Origin of the sequence: Sulfurovum indicum, assembly GCF_014931715.1 — a bacterium.
GTDB lineage: Bacteria > Campylobacterota > Campylobacteria > Campylobacterales > Sulfurovaceae > Sulfurovum > Sulfurovum indicum.
On sequence record NZ_CP063164.1, the window covers coordinates 652,126 to 669,055 of the forward strand.

Below are 16,930 nucleotides of genomic sequence, written 5' to 3' on the forward strand. Positions count from 1 at the left end.
GAAACAGGTTAGAGATACTTTTTCCTGAACCAAAGGTAATAGATCGCTGCAGCTATAAAACCGATACCGAGCAGAAAGGTGATCTCTTCCAGCGTAAGACCCCATTTTGAGGTATAGCCGATAAAGAGTGCCGTAATAATATTGGAGAGCATAAAGAACATGTCATTATAAGAGATAACACGTCCCATGAAGTCCTTTTCTGTCTCTTCCTGGAGCATCAGATAAGTCTGTGACCAGAGTGTGGAAGTGAAGAACCCTACACCAAAGAGCGCCACCAGAGCCCAATAGAAGTCAAACTGTACCTGGCTCCAGACAATGATGGCAGCTCCTTCAAGTATGAAAAAGTAGTGCAGGTTTTGCGTATTGATCCATCTCCCGATGAAAAATGGACCGATCATCAGAGCTGTTGCCCGTATCGCATTGATCCACCCGATGGCAAGGGGAACAGCAATAAGTTCTTTGTACTGAAAGTCTGCAAGAAGGGTAACCAGAGCATCGAAGCTGGTCAGACCAAGTGATGCATGGAGAAAGATAAGGTGCAGGATCTTTTGATTGCCTTTTAGATAGGCAAAACCGCTCTTGAGCATTTGAATATGAGTCTGCTTAGGTTCATGTATCTCCAGGTCGAGCTTCAAACCCAAAAGAATAAAGAGTGCAATAGTATACAGAAAAGCATCAATAAGAAATGCAGTATCGTATCCGAGATAATAGGTGACTACTCCGCCTGCTGCCATTCCCGCCGCATATGTGAAGGACCAGATGATTGAATGGATCTCGTTGGTGTTTTTGAGCATATCTCCCTCAATTATTTTAGGAAAAAGTGACATTTCGGCAGAAAAAAGCATAGAGCTGGCAGCAGAGCGTATAAATATAAGCAGCAGTAAGATCCAGATCAGAGAGATGGAGTTGATCAGTGTAAAGCTTGTGGTCATTGCAATCTCAATGATCAAAAGGGTGGTCATAAGTCTTTTAAAAGGGATACGATCGATAACAATACCGATGATCGGAGCCAGTACTACTGCAGGAAGCATTGCAGTTGCAGCTGTGATAGCGATGAGAACAGCATCTGCTTTGAACTCCACCAGCATTGAGAAGATTGCGACCTGTGAAAACCAGGTACCGAAGTAGGAGATAAGTTGTATAAGTGAGAGTCTGGCAATGACAGGATGTTGAAGGGTACGTATATAACGGGACATTATTCATCAGTAAGGGAGTAGGGGATCTCTCTGCATTCAAGCAGGGCAGTGTAACGTTTAAATGTTGTCTGTGCAAGTGCTTTGTCCCGTGAGGCGACAGAAAGAGTGACTCTCCACCCCTCATCATGCAGTTTTGGAAGAGAGGAGACCTCTATCTCTTTTGGCATCTGTTCCATAAGCTCGATGAACTCATTTTCTCTGCAGTGTGCTGTCAGTGTATAGCGATAGAACGGGTTCGCGAAGGGGAGGATATCTTCAACTATCTTTTCTACCATCGGGTGACTCATTTCGGGAAAACCGGGCATAAAAAAGAAACGCTTATCCAGAGCAAATGCAGGCATTTGGTTGACAGGATTCTTCAGAAGAGTAGCATTTTTGGGAAGTTGTGCCATCTTGACAGGATGAGGGTAGGCTCGCTCTTTTAAAGTCTCTTCGATGATTTTTTTGGCCTGCGGGTGTTCATAGAGCTTTCCGTCACGCAGTGCTATGGCGGCACATTTTCTTGTATGATCGTCCGGTGTCGAACCGATACCCCCAAAACTGAAGAGTACGGGATTTGGTTGAGAAGCAATGAACTTGATGGTTTGAACAATGAGAGCAGGGTCATCTTCGATGATGAAGGAACCTGAGAGTTTATGCCCTTTTTTTGCAAGGGTGCTGCTTACAAAGTCAAAATGTTTGTCTTCTCTTCTTCGGTTGAGTATTTCGGTTCCGATGATGAGGGTAAAGAAATGTGGTTCAGACATGATCTGGCTTCTCCTGCTTGGAAGCGTCAACCCGGATCTGCAACCCCTATGGTATTTCAGAGTCCCTTTGGATGCAAAAATTGTTTTAAAGTTTTAGGGACTCTGAAGCAAGGCCGGTATGACATATTATAGAATGAAAAGAACTACTCTTCGATATAGTTTTTAAGTTTACGTCCGACTTTTGGATGTTTGAGTTTCTTTATTGCGGAAGATTCGATCTGTCGGACCCTCTCACGTGTGACATTGAGCTCTTTACCAATCTCCTCAAGCGTTCTGTCACTCTCATCTTCCAAAAGACCGAAACGCATACGTATAACCGCTTTTTCTCTCTCGTTGAGTTGGTCAAGTACCTCGTCTATCTGGTTGTTAAGGTCATCTTTGAGTACGACGTCTGTCGGACTGAGTGTTGTCTTGTCTTCGATGAAATCCCCGAATCTACCGTCATCCTCATCCCCTACAGGGGTTTCAAGAGAGACTGGTTCTTTGGTGATCTTGATAACATTCTTGACCTTATCTACAGAGAGCCCTACCTCTTTGGCAATAGTGTCCAGATCAGGTTCCTTTCCTGTCTCCTGAAGGTACTTTCTGATGATCTTGTTGATACGGTTGATCGTTTCGATCATATGGATCGGGATACGGATGGTCCGTGCCTGATCAGCGATGGCTCTTGAGATAGCCTGACGGATCCACCATGTCGCATAAGTGGAGAACTTGTACCCTTTCTCATATTCGAATTTGTCGACTGCTTTCATCAGACCGATATTCCCCTCCTGGATAAGGTCAAGGAAGGGCAGACCGCGGTTGGTATAACGTTTGGCAATAGAGACCACCAGTCTGAGGTTGGATTTTGCCATTCGTGTTTTTGCTTTCTCGCTTTTGGCCTTACCCTGCCGGATCTGGTTGAGGATCTCCTGCAGTTTCTCCTCACTAAGATCGAATCCGCCTTTGCTTGCCTCTCTTGTCTCGAAGAGTTTCTTGATCTCGACATAGGTGCTGACCATAGTGGTTTCAGGAACAGCATCGATGATATCCTCTTTATCCATATTAATGATATTGTCGAGGATCTTCTGGTGATTTTCTCTGAGCGTATCATTGAAAAGCGGGAGTTTGTACTCCAGACGTTTGAGTTCTTTGTCGAAACTGTCATCGCTCTTGAGCGCAGTTTCCATCGCTTTGACCAGTTCATTGATGAGCTTGGAAGTCGGTCCAAGGTCAAGCAGTGCTGCTTTGAGCTGTTCTTTTTTGAAGGCGATCTTTAAACGCTCATGGATAACCTTGACCGGATCTGTCTCGTTCTCAAGAACATCATCCAGTCCTTCTCGTGCCTTCATCCACTCTTTCTTGGCTTTTTCAAGGCGTTTGAAGCTTTCAACGACATGTTTGACACGTTTATCGTTTTTTGGTGTTTCCAGTGTATCTTCTTCACTTTCCGTCTCTTCCGTTTCTTCTTTGTCGTTGTCGCCTTTTTCATCTTCAAAACTTTTAAAAAGTTCTTTTACACGTCGTTCGCGGTTAAGCAGAGGCTCTTTGTAGTTGAGAATATAGTCGATCAGGTAAGGAACCGAACAGATCGCATCAATGATGATCTCTTCACCCTCTTCGATCTGCTTGCTCAGTTCGACCTCTTCTTCCTTGGTCAAAAGCGGGATCTTCCCCATTTCTCGCAGATACATACGTACAGGAGAGTCTGAACGACTCCACTCAAGAAGCTCTTTTTCCTTATGAAGATCAAACTCGTCCTCTATCTCACCTTCAGCACCCCTTTTGCGTGCATCTTCTCTGCGTTTGGTCTCTTTATCTGTCAGCTGTTTGGCATATTCTGAAGCAGAAACAATCTTTACCTTTGCATCTTCTGCCAGTTTGTGGATCTTCTTTGCCTGGGCGGCAGTAGGGGCTTTGTTGAACTCTTTGGAGATGTTCTCAAAGGTAACCACATCCCCCTTTTTCTTGGAGTTGAATAGTGCTTCTATATTTTTCATACTGTCTTTTACTGCCATTAAAACCCTTTAGATGCTTTGATGTTTAGGAGGAAATCTCTTTAAGAGATAATTAAGGTGGATTATACCGAAATTTTCTTTGTTCTGGGTGTAAAATTTGTTAATTTCCATTTTTTTGGCTATAATCGCGAAAATTTTTAACGGGGAGATCCCGGATCAAAGGATGAACTTTGCAAGGAAAAGTTTGGAAATTCGGTGATAATATTGATACAGACCTTATTATCGCTGCACGTTATCTCAATACCAGTGAGCCATCGGAACTGGCGAAACATGTCATGGAAGATGCAGATCCTGAATTTGTATCAAAAATGAGTGAAGGGGACATTATTGTTGCAGGTGAGAACTTTGGATGCGGTTCAAGCCGTGAGCATGCACCGATTGCATTGAAAGCTGCAGGGATCAATGCTGTCATCGCACAGTCATTCGCACGTATATTCTATAGAAATGCATTTAATATGGGACTGCCTATTTTTGAGCTCAAAGAGGCAAATGAGATCAATGAGGGTGACACTGTACGTATCGATATGGATGCAGGTGAGGTTATTAATGTTACACAGGCGAAAACCTATAAGTTCACACCTATCCCGGAATTCATGCAGGAACTGGTTGACGCAGGCGGACTTATCAATTTTGCCAAAAAAGAACTTGAAGCAGGAGCAAAATGATGAAAAGTTACAGAATCGGTGTTATTAAAGGGGACGGGATCGGTCCGGAGATCGTTGATGAAGCACTGAAAGTACTGGATGCCGTTTCAGTTACACAGGGATTCAATCTCAAATATGATGAGATGCTTCTGGGTGGCGCTGCTATTGATGAGACAGGTGTACCTCTTCCTGACGAGACCATTCAGGGGGTCAAGAAGTGTGATGCCGTACTTTTTGGGGCTATAGGTGGGCCAAAGTGGGACAATCTGGAGCGTCATTTGCGTCCTGAGACAGGACTTCTCGGACTGCGTAAGGAAATGGGAACCTTTGCAAACCTCAGACCCGCAATGGTCTATGATGAACTGGTCAATGCTTCCAGCCTGAAGCCCGAAGTGATCCAGGGGGTAGATATTATGGTTGTCCGTGAGTTGACAGGGGGGATCTATTTCGGTCAGCCAAGAGAGCTTCAGGAGGAGAAAGCGTACAATACGATGGTCTATACCAAAGAAGAGGTAAGACGTATTGCGATAGTTGCATTTGATATCGCTATGAAGCGTAACAAACGTATCTGTTCTGTCGATAAAGCGAATGTACTTGAAGTCAGTCAGTTCTGGAGAGAGATTGTAGAAGAGGTTGCCAAAGACTACCCTGAAGTGGAATTGAGCCATATGTATGTGGACAATGCAGCAATGCAGCTGATCCGTGATCCTAAGCAGTTTGATGTGATATTGACAGGAAATATCTTTGGAGATATCCTCTCAGATGCGGCAAGTATGCTCAGTGGCTCCATCGGACTTCTTCCAAGTGCCAGTACCGGTAAAGGGGTTGGACTTTTTGAACCGATCCATGGTTCGGCACCGGATATTGCAGGGCAGGGTATCGCCAATCCGTTAGCGACCATCTCCAGTGCGAGTATGATGCTGCGTTATGCACTGGGTGAAACGGAAGCAGCAGAGAGAATAGATGAAGCGATTAAAAAAGCACTCGCAGAAGGATACAGAACCGGTGATATCGGTGATTACGATGCTAAAGAGATTGTCAGCTGTGCCGAGATGGGAAGCATTATCGCTGACTATGCAAGTCGATAAATTTAGTGAAGCATTAATACGAAGAGTTGAATATGCGGTGCACTGACTCCGCTTTTTACTGACATACAGGTGTGTAGATACACTGAAAAATGAACAATAGGGTACCAAATGGAAACCAAAGCGCGTGTACTGATCGACTGTCATGATGCCAAGGGGTTGGTCTATAAGATCTCCAGGGTTTTTTATGACAGAGATCTGAATATAGACTCAAACCGTGAATTTGTTGACAAAGAGAATGAGAAGTTCTTTATGCGTACTGTGGTGACCGGAAAATTTGAGATCAATGAGCTCGATGCTGCACTTAGAGAAGTGGCACCTAAAGAGGCACACATCAGAGTGATCGTACCCAAAGATAAAAAGGTGGTCATCCTGGCAACCAAAGAGTCGCATGCACTGGGTGACATTCTCATACGTCATGCGGCAGGAGAGCTTGGTGCGACCATTGAGTGTGTTATTGCCAACCATGAGACACTGCGCGATCTGGTCGGGCGTTTCGATATTCCTTTCTTTTATGTACCTGCTGAAGGGCTAAGCAGAGAAGCACATGAAGCCAAAGTAATGGAGAAGATCAATAAACACGACTTTGACTATATAGTACTGGCTAAATATATGCGTATTTTAACCCCGTCATTTGTTGCTGCCTATCCACAGCAGATCATTAACATCCACCACTCCTTCCTCCCTGCATTCATTGGTGCGAATCCGTATAAACAGGCATATGAGAGAGGTGTGAAAATCATTGGAGCAACGGCACATTTTGTGACAGATGATCTTGATGAAGGACCGATCATTGCACAGGATGTCATTCCTGTCAATCACCGTTTTGACTGGAAGGACATGCAGCGTGCAGGACGTGATGTAGAGAAGGTCGTGCTTTCCCGTGCTTTGAACCTGGTATTGAACGACCGTGTTTTTGTCAATGGCAATAAAACGATAGTCTTTTAATGGGTTCATAATGTTTAATATCGTATTAGTAGAGCCTCAAATTCCTCAAAACACCGGTACTATCGGACGTCTCTGTGTGAACCTTGGTGCAACACTGCACCTTGTCAAACCGCTTGGGTTTGATATTGATGACAAAGCGGTCAAACGGGCAGGGCTTGACTACTGGAGACTGCTTGATCTTGTCGTTTGGGAGAGCTTTGATGACTTCCTGAATGCCCATCCGATCGATGAGCATACCTACATGGCAACTACCAAAACAGACAATCTATACTTCAATGCACCTTTTAAAAAAGGGGATTACATCCTTTTTGGTTCAGAGACAAAAGGGATCGATGAACGTGTACTGCTTGAGCATCCCCGGCAGTGCATTACTATTCCTATGGGACCACAAGGCAGAAGTCTCAACCTTGGTGTCAGTGTCGGTGTGGTACTTTATGATGCAGTACGCCAGAACTATGAAGGCTTTGAGAAGATTACGATCCCCAACAGCCTAAAGGAGGGATAATGTCTTTTGGTGACATTCTCTATATCATCGTAGCTTTTCTTTTTTCATACATGACCTTTGTGATCATAAGAAATAACTTTCGTTCCAAATTTGATGAGGAGCAGAGACGAAAAGACCTTGTAGACGACTATGAAGATGACTATATATCAGACAAGGCAAAAAAAGAGTAATCTCCTGCCGGTCTCACTGCTTCCCGCGGCATACGTATAAACTTACATACAGACCCATCTGTCGGGCAAACCTCAGGATGATGTTTCAAGCAAGCATAGGAACGGGGCTTAAGGATCAAACGACTAACCACCCATTTACCAACATTTGGCTAAAATACAGCCTATTATTTCATATCCATAGGACAAATCTGTTATGACACAACCGCTACTGATAGAGATAGGGGTAGAAGAGCTGCCTGCTGTTCCGCTGCTTAAAATTGTAAAGAATATCGAATCTTCATGGAAAAAGATCCTTGAAGCGTATAAGTTGAATTCTGACTTCACATTCATTTATACCCCACGAAGACTGGTCCTGATGCATGAGGCTATGCCGCTGAAGCAGGAAGACAGTACCATTGAACTGATGGGGCCTCCAGTCGGTGTTGCCATAAAGGATGGAGAACCTACACAGGCAGGTCTGGGCTTTGCAAGAAAGTGTGGTGTAGACTTTTCTGAACTGGGACGGGCACCAAAAGGTAATATGGAAGTACTCTATTTTAAAAAAGAGGAGAAGGGTGCAGAGACTGCTTCATTGCTGCAGGAGATGCTGGAGAAATGGATCAATGCCATGGCATTTGGAAAAATGATGCGCTGGGGGAGCAGAAGTGATGAATTTATCCGTCCTGTCAGATGGCTTCAGGTACGTCTGGGTGAGACTTCTGTACCGGTGCAGCTTTTTGGAGTAGTATCCGGCACCAGAACCTATGTGCACCGTATGGTTACCCATGATGCGGTGGAGGTACCGGCTATTGAGGAGTATTCACGTATTTTGAAAGAGGGCGCAGTGATGCTGGAGCCTAAAGATAGGGAGGCATTGATCCTTACTGAATTTGATGCACTTGAGGAGCAGTATGATATTGTTATCGAAAGAGATAACACATTATTGGCAGAAGTAGTTGCGATTACTGAAAATCCAAAAGCACTGATAGGAAGTTTTGATGAACTCTTTTTGGAACTGCCGCCCGAAGTGATCATTACATCGATGAAAGAGCACCAGCGCTACTTTCCAGTTTTCAATAACGGCAAGATCACCAATAAGTTCGTGGTAGTGAGCAATGCTTATACGGATGACTACAGCAAAGTGATCGCGGGAAATGAACGTGTACTCAAACCAAGACTTTCTGACGGACTCTTTTTCTACCGTAATGACCTTAAAAGAGGATTGAGCACAGAGGGGCTTGAAAAGGTACAGTTCATTGACGGGCTGGGAACTCTGGCAGACAAGATCAAACGTGAAAAGAATATTGCCATCCGGCTTTTGGCTCTTTATATGGATCAACTTGAAGCAGAGACCGGTAAAAGTACGGCTGAACTTGAAAAGCTGATGGATCGGGCTGTAGAACTTTCAAAAGCAGACCTGATGAGTGAGATGGTGTATGAATTTACGGAACTTCAGGGACTTATGGGGTACTATTATGCCAAAGCACTGGGTGAAGACCCGCTGGTATATAATGCGATAAAAGAACAGTATATGCCCGTAGGTGAGGGGGCGGAACTTCCCTCTTCCCTCTTCTCCTCCATCGTAGCGATGAGTATTAAGCTTGATACGCTTCTGGGGCTCTTTTCGGTTGGAAAGATACCAACAGGTTCCAAAGATCCGTTTGCGCTCAGACGTGCAGTGAACGGGATCGTGCGTATTGTGACAAATTATGATGTCGCGTTCAATATTGATGATGTGATAGAGTTGCTCAAAGGTGACTATACCCAGTTTGATACAGAGGTACTCAAAGAGTTCATCATCGAGCGTATCAATAAATCACTCGATGCCAATCCGTCAGTGATCGCGGCTGTACTGGCAAGTGGAGAGAGAGATATCAATGAGATCGCAAAAAAGGTAGCAGCATTAAATGATATTGTTTCCTCAGATACATTTAAAGAGCAGTTCTCTACCTTTAAACGAGTGGCGAATATCTCCAAAGATATTGATCTTGAAGGTGATCTGAGTATTGATATTTCACTTTTTAAAGAGGATGCGGAAGTAACACTCTATACTGCCTATGAGAAAGTGGCTAACCAGAACTTTCCTGATTACAAGACCAAACTGGAAGCACTTTTCGGTCTCAAGCGAGAGCTGGATGCATACTTTGATGATGTATTGGTTAATAGTGAAAATGAAGCATTGAAGAAGAACAGACTGCATACCATCGGTTCGATCTATAAGACTTTCAGGGATATTGCAGATATCAAAGAGATCACGATATAAACACTTTGGGCTTTTACAGCTCTGTGATCACCCTGTTCCTTCCTTCGTTTTTAGCCTTGTAGAGTGCATTGTCTGCACGTTTAAGAACATCTTCAATTTTTGTATCGGTATCAGTTTGCAGAGCCGATACTCCTATGCTGACAGTCAGTTTTATCGTATACCCCTCAAGAACTATCTCTTCTGAGGCAATGATTTTGCAAAGTCTTTGCGCATATTCGGCAGCTGTATTGATATCTGTTTCGGGAAGCAGTATGATAAATTCTTCTCCGCCAAAACGGAAAATATGGTCGAGACTGCGCATATGTTTTTTACAGACAGTAACAAGTTTTTGCAGTACAATATCGCCATTGGCATGACCATAGTTGTCATTAATGCTTTTAAAATAATCTGCATCAATAATAAGAAGAGACAATGGCCTGCTGTTATGCTTTGAGCGAAGCAGTTCATAGTTGCTTATATCTTCGAACTTTCGTCTGTTGAGTGCGCCTGTAAGCGGATCGTAAAAGGCTATGTTCTCGAGATTCTCCGCCTTTTGCTGGTGTGCATGGATCTTGATCTCCTGTCTGTCACTTTTGAGCAGTTCGATCCTAAGGGCTTCATAGGCATCCTGAAGAAGTCCGAATTCATCTTTTGTGTGTTTCCGGAAAAAGTGGATATTCCTCTCTCCTTTTGAGAGAGCGATAAGCAGGTCGCTGAGTTTCTTGATGGGATCGTAGATGCTTTTTTCAAGTAAAAGAATAAAGTAGGTAAAAAGAATACCAAGCAGAACCAATACCCCTATCCACAGAAGAGGTACTGTAGTGAATGCTTCCGTTTTTCTGCGTGTATACTCCTGTATATGTTTGACCTCTCTATCGATAAATACTTTAAAAAGCTCAATACTCTCTGTCATGGTTTTAAACCACTCTTTGCTTGCAATGCCTGCCTCTCTGCCTTCGATGATCTGTTTAATGATCGCTTCTGTATATTGCCGGGAGAGTTGGGCAGGCTCTTTATTAAGAAGTGAGAAAAATTCCTTTTTCTGGATTTCGTCGGCCTGTTGCAGAAAAACTTTTCGAAAGAACTTCTCCTGCTCGTCAAGTGTGATGAATTCTCTTTTGAACCATGTCTGTTTTGGTTTTTGAAGCAGTATTGTACCGATAGCACGTTTCAGACCCATCTGTTCTTTCTGATAGAGCAGTGAAGCAAGTGAGATTAAAGAGGAACGAAGCATTTTGTCCGCAACGTTTTTTGAAAGATGCTCTTCCTGATTCAAAAGCTGGTGGATCATAAGAGTATAGGTATTGAGGATGTGATGTATGCTGCACTTGTTTTGATCTGTGTTCTGACGGCACTTTTTGATACGGCTGTATTGAGTATCTATATTTTGAATCAGTTTTCTATACTTTTGGGGAGAATAGAGTTCTTTGATCTGCCCGGTATACTTCTCATAATATTGTTGGACAAGGTGCTGTTGTGTAATGAGATCATTTTTTAAATTGCTATTTCTTTTAAAACTGTAGGCAATACTCAATCCACGTTCGAGCTGAAGAGCATTGGTCAGCCTGTTCATGCTTATGAAGGTCTGACTGCTGTTGTAGACTTTTCTGTTTGCCAGATAGTCATCATAGTGCTCTTTTATCATACTGAACACAAGTATTAGAATTACAAAGATCGGAATGGATGTAAGTGCCCAAAGCCGCATGCGTATTGTAATATGCCGGGAGAGTTTGTGAATGAGTTTCTGAAATAGTGATCTTTTCTTATGTAATGTTTCACTGTGTATATATTTGGTATATTTCAAGTCTTCTTTAATAATGTGGTTGACAAGCCAGTCAGCCAGAAACTGGTAGATGTTAAGTGCAGTCTCATGTGAATCTGCAGAGAAGAACTGCTCTTTAAGCTTTGGAAGTTTGTTTTGAAATTCCCTGTGAAGACGGATATGCTCTTCCAGTTCAGGAAACCGATGTTTTTTCATCAAAACTTCTTCACGTGCAAAATGGGTGGTAACATACTGGTCAAGCCAGTCGAAAATCTCTTTGAGTATCTGGGGACTTTCGTGGTTTCTGATGGCTTCCAAAAGGGTATTTATTATAGAGATAAGTTCTTTATGGTCTTCATCAATTGCAGCTACACCGACACTTAAGCTCTCATCCCATTCAAATGTGTGCATGATTGAAAAACTCCGCTTTTGAATAGATCCTGTATAATATAAGATCCTACAGTATAGTATACAAATATCATTAAATTATCTGTATCATAATAAAATAAAATAGAATTTTACCGGAAGTTTAGACAAACATGATGGAAGGTTCTGATTTTGAAAGAATACAGGAATGGAGAGGAAAGAGAAGATTGGCAGGCATATATGAAAAAAACAGACTCTGTACTTAGCCCTTATTGGTTATAATCACGGGAAAACACACTTTACCGGTTCTTTATAAGCCAGAGGAGTTTAGTGTATTATCAGATGGAGATCACATGTATGATACGATTGTTGTTGGTGCAGGGATTGCAGGGTGCTGTACGGCTCTTGCTTTGCATCAAAAGGGACAGAAGGTTCTGCTGGTCGACCGCAGCGGTACGGCTGCTGCCGGCGGTTCCGGTGCTGCAGGAGCATTTGTCTCTCCCAAGATCGGCAAGGGAGGTCCGCTTCAGGCTTTGACAAATGAGGCTTTTACATTTGCCAAAGAGTTCTACCTTGAATATTTTCCTGACTACTTCCATCAGACTGGTGTGATCCGCATTCCCAAAGATGATGAAGATGCCCGGAAATTCCATATCTATGAAGCATTCAACTTTTCAAAGTATCGTTGGGTTACCAAAGATGAATTGCTGTCACTGGGTATTGATGATGCAGCGGAGAGTTTTCTTTTTCCTGAGGCAGGTGTATGTGATGCACCGGAGCTTTGTAATGCCATTCTTGAGCATGTGCTTTTTAGACAGTTTGATGTTGCTCAACTGAAATATCATGATGACTGCTGGACTCTTTTCAGTGCTCAGGGCTCAATACTGAACGCTCAGAGCATCGTTCTCTCAACAGGATACCAGAACGATCTTTTTGATATGCGATATATGGGTGTAAAGGGTACCTGGGGTTCGCGCGGGGACTACTGTACCAAATCAAAACTGGAGGTCAGTATGCACAAAAGCATCTCTGTCTCTGCCAATATCAATGGTATTGTAAAACTTGGCGCAACACATGTCAAGGTCAAAGATCCCTGTATGGTTTGTGACGGAAAACCGCTGCAGAGTCTGGAAGAGAAAGCTTCTTGGATGGTAGATACAAGTGACTTTAAGCTCAAAGAGACCTTTTGCGGGATGCGTTCAGGCTCCAAAGACTACTTTCCGCTTGTAGGAAAAGTGATAGATGTACATTTTATGTTTGAGAGCTGTCCGGCTATTGTAAGAGGTGCAAAGCCGGAGATAAAACATAGGGATCATCTATATATACTCAACGGTCTTGGCGGTCGGGGTTTTGTCTTTGCACCGTTGATGGCGAAGTGGCTGAGTGAGTTGATCGTTGAGGGCAAAGAGATGGATAAAAGAGTTGATCCGGACCGGTTATTTTTGAAATGGGCGAGGAAGCTGAAGGCGGAGCCTTCAGCTTAGTGAAGAGTGAAGAGAGAATAGTGAATAGTTTTGGAAAGCTTTGCAGAGCAAAGCCTTTTAATTTTTAATTTTTAATTTTTAATTTTTAATTTTTAATTTTTAATTTTTCACTTCCACTGTTCCATTTCTCCCATAAAGGCTGTTCTGTAATATGCGGAAATCCATCCAGGATCTCCTGAGGTTGGAATTTCGGTTTATAGGCAAAGGCTTTGCACCCTTCAACCCAGTAACCAAGATAGATGTAGGGAAGTTCCAGAATACCAGCCAGTTTGATCTGGTAGAGGAGGGAATAGGTTCCGAGTGAAAGATGTGCATAATCGGGGTCATAGAAGAAGTAGATGGCACTGATGCCGTCATCAAGGATATCAATGAGGTCTACACCGATCAGTTTGCCATCGATGATATAGAGTACCTCTTTACCAAAGTCATGTGCTCCATCTACAAAATTCTCATGGTACTCTCTTTGCGAAATATTTCGGTGTGACCAACCGTCTTTTTCATGTTTATAGGCATGGTATTTGTTATAGAGATCAAGATGTGCCTGGGTCAGTGTTGGCTTTTGGACAATGATCTGGGTCTGTTCATTACGTCTGATCGTTTTTCTCTGCGATTTGCTGAATTTGTAGTTCTCCACATCGATACGGATGCTTTTGCATTCGTCACATCCATTACAGACAGGGTGGAAGAAGTACTTTCCAAAGCGTCTCCATCCTCTGGCAATGACGGCAGTCGCAAAGGTCCTGGAAGCATTTTGGACATACTTGTAATGCATGCGAACACTGCGTTCAGGCAGATAGGCACACTCATAATCGAGCATGGAAAAGTCTGTAGAGGGAGGGTTCAGCAGATCCAAGTCTTCATTCATGATACTCCCCCTTTGATATAGTCGGCTGCATGAGCCTGCTGCCGAAGCAAATTCAGTGTTAGTGTAGTAATACGGGATTTACTCATTTTGCGTTCTGTTGATATTTGGGTTTAACAGTTTTAATTCTTTATTCATCATCGCGATTATACAGAAAATATTGTAAAATTGCTATATTTTTCCTTTCAGGAGTACAGGTGTTTCTTTATCAGCCTACATCGGGATACTGTTATAACAGTGATTCTATCTTTCTTTATGATTTTATTTCAGAGTTCCGACCTAAAGGGAAACTGCTTGATGTAGGATGCGGGGTTGGAATCATTTCACTGCTGTTAACACGTGATTTTAAGATAGAGACAAGTATTATAGATAAACAGGAGAAGATGCTTGCCTATGCCAGACACAATTTTGCACTTAACGGTCTTGACGTTACTCCTTACCTGGGAGATTTTACATCGTTGCAGACAGAAGAGCGGTTTGACTTTATTGTCTCAAACCCTCCCTTCTATGACCCCCGTGTGACCCAAAGTGAAGATACACATCTGAATATTGCACGGTATGCGCACCATCTGCCAATGGAATTGTTCATCAGGCGGGTGAAGACATTTCTCAAGCCGAAGGGATGGTTCATTTTTTGTTATGATGCCAAACAGATAGATCTGTTGATGCAGTATCTGAAAGAGTACGGTATCAACCCGGAGAAGATACAGTTTGTCCATTCCAAAATAGACAGGGAGTCAAAGCTGGTGATGATCGCAGCGCGGAACAACTCCAAAACGATGACACAGGTTTTGCCGCCTTTTGTAGTGTTCGATGAGAAGAGCAACTATCTGCCTAAGGCAGCAGAGGTATTTAAAAGGGCGAATACCCACAGTATCAAAGGGGAACTTTTTAGTGAGGAGTAGTGTTGCTTTACAGCAAGCGAAGTGTGAAGCGTTTTGGTATGCTGTGCTTGGCAAAGCTTTTATTGTTGTAGGGCACCTCTAATAACCCCATACGCCCATAATGGGTTTTGCAGATGTGAGATTTTGCAAGAGGCTTTCAAGTCCTAGCCAAAGCTAAGACGATGGAAGCATCTTGTGAAAGATCGCGTCTGCAAAGCCCACCCTTTGGGCAATGCCGGCTTTGCCCTATGCGGCGTTACACTTTTTCGACTTAGCTACGGCTAGGTCTGTAAAGTGTGCCTTGCCTAGAACAAAGCCGGCAATGTTATGAGCATATGGGGTTACTAGAGGTGCCCTGTAGTGAAAAAAGGAACAGAATGCAAAATGCACTGATGGAAAAAGAAGGGTACAGTTACAAGTTTGATTCCTCTGCCTGTGAAGAGTGTGGAGGGCACTGCTGTACGGGGGAGAGCGGATACATTTGGACAAAGTATGATGAGATCATCAACATGGCAGCCTTTGTTAACCTTTCAGTGGAAGAATTTGCTACAATGTATCTGAAAAAAGTAAAACATCGCTACTCTCTTGTTGAAAAGCAGCTGGCACCTGACAATTTTGCCTGTATCTTTTTCGATGAAGAGAAAAAACGGTGCACAATCTATCCGGTACGGCCTCTACAGTGTCGTACCTTCCCCTTCTGGGAACAGTTTAGAAATGATGAAGATGAGGTAAGAAAAGAGTGTCCTGGTATCGTATAGTCCTGATATTTGTTACTGTTTTTGTTGTCAGTGCAAGTATGGTTCAGGCCAAAGAACTGCGTATGATCAGTGAAGATGAGCTGATCATGAGAGGGCTGCTCTATACGGAGTATAAAGCCTATGAGAACAGTCGTCAGGTTTTTGGAAAACTTTATGATATGACTGATGAAAAAGAGTATCTCTTCAGAGAGATGGCTTCTGCACTGCTTGGCAGAACACATATTCCGGAGAGTATTGCAAGGTTGAAACGCTTTGACAAGGAACATCCGGATATGCTGGAGGTCAAACGTCTGCTTATTCCTCTCTATCTTACCAACCAGCAGATCAATGAGGCTAAAAATGAAGCCGCATACCTTATAGAGCGTTCCGGTAAAGCGGCTGATCTTGATCTGGCATCCAACCCCTATCTCTATTCCGGTGAGTTTAAAAAGGCTGTTGCACTTTTGCAGCGTGCCTATGAGACATCTTTCAATGAGGAAATTTTGTTGCGGATGGTGACTATTATGGATGAGTATACTGCTGAACGCAAAAGGGCAATACAGCTTCTGGAGACACACAGACGTATGAATGCAGTAAACAGCAATGCAGTCTATTTCAAGCTTTTGGCACTTTATGTGAAAGAGAATGATGTGGATGGTGTGCTTGCTGTTTATTTGGCACTCTACGAGAATGAGAAGAGTGAAGAGTACCTGGACAAGATCATCAAAGCCTATGCTTTCAAAGGCGATATTGATGGCGCCATTGCATTTTTGGAAAAGAATCAGGCAGGACTGAAGACGCTTTATCAACTCTATAAAACGAAAAAAATCTTCTCCAAGGCATTGAAGCTGGCACAGAAACTATACAAAGAAGAGAACGATCCGAAATGGTTGGCTGAAATGGGGATCTTGTACTATGAACAGGCCAAAGATAAAAATGACAAGGCAATGATCGATAAAGTTGTCAAAACATTTGACAAAGCGATCTCTTTGGGGGTAGATGACAGTATTTATCTGAACTATTACGGATACACGCTGATCGATAAAGATATTGATATTCAAAAAGGGATGAAGATCCTTAAAAATGCACTTGAACAGCAGCCGGACAATAGCTATTATCTTGATTCGCTTGCCTGGGGATACTATAAAGAGAAAGAGTGTGGTAAAGCATATGAACTGATGCAGCGGGTTGTTGAACAGGAAGGTTTAAAAGAGCCTGAGATCGTTGAGCATTGGAAGATGATACAAAAGTGCAAGTAGAGCGTTCAGCGTTCAGCGTTCAGCGTTAAGGTATAATGCGGTAAAAATTTTTAAAGAGAAGAGA

At 43.0% G+C, this 16,930-nt stretch carries 15 protein-coding genes; 10 read left to right on the plus strand and 5 right to left on the minus strand.

The genetic code is table 11. From position 1 onward, the window contains the following. Window positions 1–8: 8 nt before the first annotated feature. The 3 genes from IMZ28_RS03360 to rpoD form a co-directional block, all read right to left on the minus strand. Entirely contained in the window at window positions 9–1,196 is a 1,188-nt protein-coding gene (locus IMZ28_RS03360; protein ID WP_197549338.1) for an MFS transporter, read from the minus strand. Next, complete coding sequence (locus tag IMZ28_RS03365) at window positions 1,196–1,942, minus strand: competence/damage-inducible protein A (RefSeq protein WP_197549339.1); 747 nt, start codon at window positions 1,940–1,942, stop codon at window positions 1,196–1,198. Before IMZ28_RS03365 ends, IMZ28_RS03360 begins: the two co-directional genes overlap by 1 nt. Before the next feature lie 143 nt (window positions 1,943–2,085). Beyond that, entirely contained in the window at window positions 2,086–3,939 is a 1,854-nt protein-coding gene (rpoD, locus tag IMZ28_RS03370) for an RNA polymerase sigma factor RpoD (RefSeq protein ID WP_197549340.1), read from the minus strand. Window positions 3,940–4,109: 170 nt separating this feature from the next. Here rpoD and IMZ28_RS03375 point away from each other — a divergent pair, with 170 nt between their 5' ends. The 6 genes from IMZ28_RS03375 to glyS all read left to right on the plus strand — a co-directional run bounded on the left by IMZ28_RS03375 (window position 4,110) and on the right by glyS (window position 9,533). Then, window positions 4,110–4,604: a 3-isopropylmalate dehydratase small subunit gene (locus IMZ28_RS03375; RefSeq protein ID WP_197549341.1), complete on the plus strand. Its 495-nt coding sequence runs from the start codon at window positions 4,110–4,112 to the stop codon at window positions 4,602–4,604. Further along, on the plus strand, window positions 4,604–5,671 hold the full coding sequence (gene leuB / locus IMZ28_RS03380; RefSeq protein ID WP_197549342.1) for a 3-isopropylmalate dehydrogenase: 1,068 nt from the start codon (window positions 4,604–4,606) through the stop codon (window positions 5,669–5,671). The genes IMZ28_RS03375 and leuB overlap by 1 nt, the downstream gene beginning before the upstream one ends. A gap of 108 nt (window positions 5,672–5,779) precedes the next feature. Beyond that, window positions 5,780–6,616: a formyltetrahydrofolate deformylase gene (purU, locus tag IMZ28_RS03385; protein WP_197549343.1), complete on the plus strand. Its 837-nt coding sequence runs from the start codon at window positions 5,780–5,782 to the stop codon at window positions 6,614–6,616. Window positions 6,617–6,626: 10 nt separating this feature from the next. Next, window positions 6,627–7,121 (plus strand): tRNA (cytidine(34)-2'-O)-methyltransferase, encoded by a 495-nt coding sequence (locus tag IMZ28_RS03390; protein WP_197549344.1) that lies wholly within the window; start codon window positions 6,627–6,629, stop codon window positions 7,119–7,121. Further along, the gene (locus IMZ28_RS03395) at window positions 7,121–7,291 is read left to right on the plus strand and encodes a hypothetical protein (protein ID WP_197549345.1); all 171 of its coding nucleotides are present in this window, start codon (window positions 7,121–7,123) and stop codon (window positions 7,289–7,291) included. Before IMZ28_RS03390 ends, IMZ28_RS03395 begins: the two co-directional genes overlap by 1 nt. 193 nt (window positions 7,292–7,484) lie before the next feature. Next, on the plus strand, window positions 7,485–9,533 hold the full coding sequence (gene glyS / locus IMZ28_RS03400; RefSeq protein WP_197549346.1) for a glycine--tRNA ligase subunit beta: 2,049 nt from the start codon (window positions 7,485–7,487) through the stop codon (window positions 9,531–9,533). Between the two features lie 13 nt (window positions 9,534–9,546). Here the strand turns inward: glyS and IMZ28_RS03405 are convergent, their stop codons facing one another. Next, window positions 9,547–11,685: a bacteriohemerythrin gene (locus IMZ28_RS03405; RefSeq protein WP_197549347.1), complete on the minus strand. Its 2,139-nt coding sequence runs from the start codon at window positions 11,683–11,685 to the stop codon at window positions 9,547–9,549. 308 nt (window positions 11,686–11,993) lie between these two features. Here IMZ28_RS03405 and mnmC point away from each other — a divergent pair, with 308 nt between their 5' ends. Beyond that, window positions 11,994–13,124, plus strand: coding sequence for an FAD-dependent 5-carboxymethylaminomethyl-2-thiouridine(34) oxidoreductase MnmC (gene mnmC / locus IMZ28_RS03410; RefSeq protein ID WP_197549348.1), 1,131 nt, complete (start codon window positions 11,994–11,996; stop codon window positions 13,122–13,124). A gap of 85 nt (window positions 13,125–13,209) precedes the next feature. Here mnmC and IMZ28_RS03415 read toward each other — a convergent pair whose 3' ends face one another. Next, entirely contained in the window at window positions 13,210–13,989 is a 780-nt protein-coding gene (locus IMZ28_RS03415; RefSeq protein WP_232087509.1) for an arginyltransferase, read from the minus strand. Between the two features lie 194 nt (window positions 13,990–14,183). On the opposite strand from IMZ28_RS03415, the gene IMZ28_RS03420 reads away from it, so the two are divergent. From IMZ28_RS03420 to IMZ28_RS03430, 3 genes are all read left to right on the plus strand, one after another. Beyond that, window positions 14,184–14,891, plus strand: coding sequence for a tRNA1(Val) (adenine(37)-N6)-methyltransferase (locus IMZ28_RS03420; RefSeq protein WP_197549349.1), 708 nt, complete (start codon window positions 14,184–14,186; stop codon window positions 14,889–14,891). Between the two features lie 356 nt (window positions 14,892–15,247). Continuing rightward, window positions 15,248–15,628: a YkgJ family cysteine cluster protein gene (locus tag IMZ28_RS03425; protein WP_197549350.1), complete on the plus strand. Its 381-nt coding sequence runs from the start codon at window positions 15,248–15,250 to the stop codon at window positions 15,626–15,628. Next, window positions 15,610–16,866 carry a tetratricopeptide repeat protein gene (locus tag IMZ28_RS03430; RefSeq protein WP_197549351.1) on the plus strand — a complete coding sequence of 419 codons (1,257 nt, stop codon included), beginning with the start codon at window positions 15,610–15,612 and terminating at the stop codon, window positions 16,864–16,866. The genes IMZ28_RS03425 and IMZ28_RS03430 overlap by 19 nt, the downstream gene beginning before the upstream one ends. Window positions 16,867–16,930: the final 64 nt, after the last annotated feature.

Coding starts and splice junctions, on each gene's coding strand:
- rpoD (WP_197549340.1), bottom strand. CDS start 3,939: ATGGCAGTAAAAGACAGTATGAAAAATATAGAAGCACTATTCAACTCC.
- IMZ28_RS03425 (WP_197549350.1), top strand. CDS start 15,248: ATGCAAAATGCACTGATGGAAAAAGAAGGGTACAGTTACAAGTTTGAT.
- IMZ28_RS03415 (WP_232087509.1), bottom strand. CDS start 13,989: ATGAATGAAGACTTGGATCTGCTGAACCCTCCCTCTACAGACTTTTCC.
- mnmC (WP_197549348.1), top strand. CDS start 11,994: ATGTATGATACGATTGTTGTTGGTGCAGGGATTGCAGGGTGCTGTACG.
- purU (WP_197549343.1), top strand. CDS start 5,780: ATGGAAACCAAAGCGCGTGTACTGATCGACTGTCATGATGCCAAGGGG.
- IMZ28_RS03405 (WP_197549347.1), bottom strand. CDS start 11,685: ATGCACACATTTGAATGGGATGAGAGCTTAAGTGTCGGTGTAGCTGCA.
- glyS (WP_197549346.1), top strand. CDS start 7,485: ATGACACAACCGCTACTGATAGAGATAGGGGTAGAAGAGCTGCCTGCT.
- IMZ28_RS03390 (WP_197549344.1), top strand. CDS start 6,627: ATGTTTAATATCGTATTAGTAGAGCCTCAAATTCCTCAAAACACCGGT.
- IMZ28_RS03395 (WP_197549345.1), top strand. CDS start 7,121: ATGTCTTTTGGTGACATTCTCTATATCATCGTAGCTTTTCTTTTTTCA.
- IMZ28_RS03365 (WP_197549339.1), bottom strand. CDS start 1,942: ATGTCTGAACCACATTTCTTTACCCTCATCATCGGAACCGAAATACTC.
- leuB (WP_197549342.1), top strand. CDS start 4,604: ATGAAAAGTTACAGAATCGGTGTTATTAAAGGGGACGGGATCGGTCCG.
- IMZ28_RS03360 (WP_197549338.1), bottom strand. CDS start 1,196: ATGTCCCGTTATATACGTACCCTTCAACATCCTGTCATTGCCAGACTC.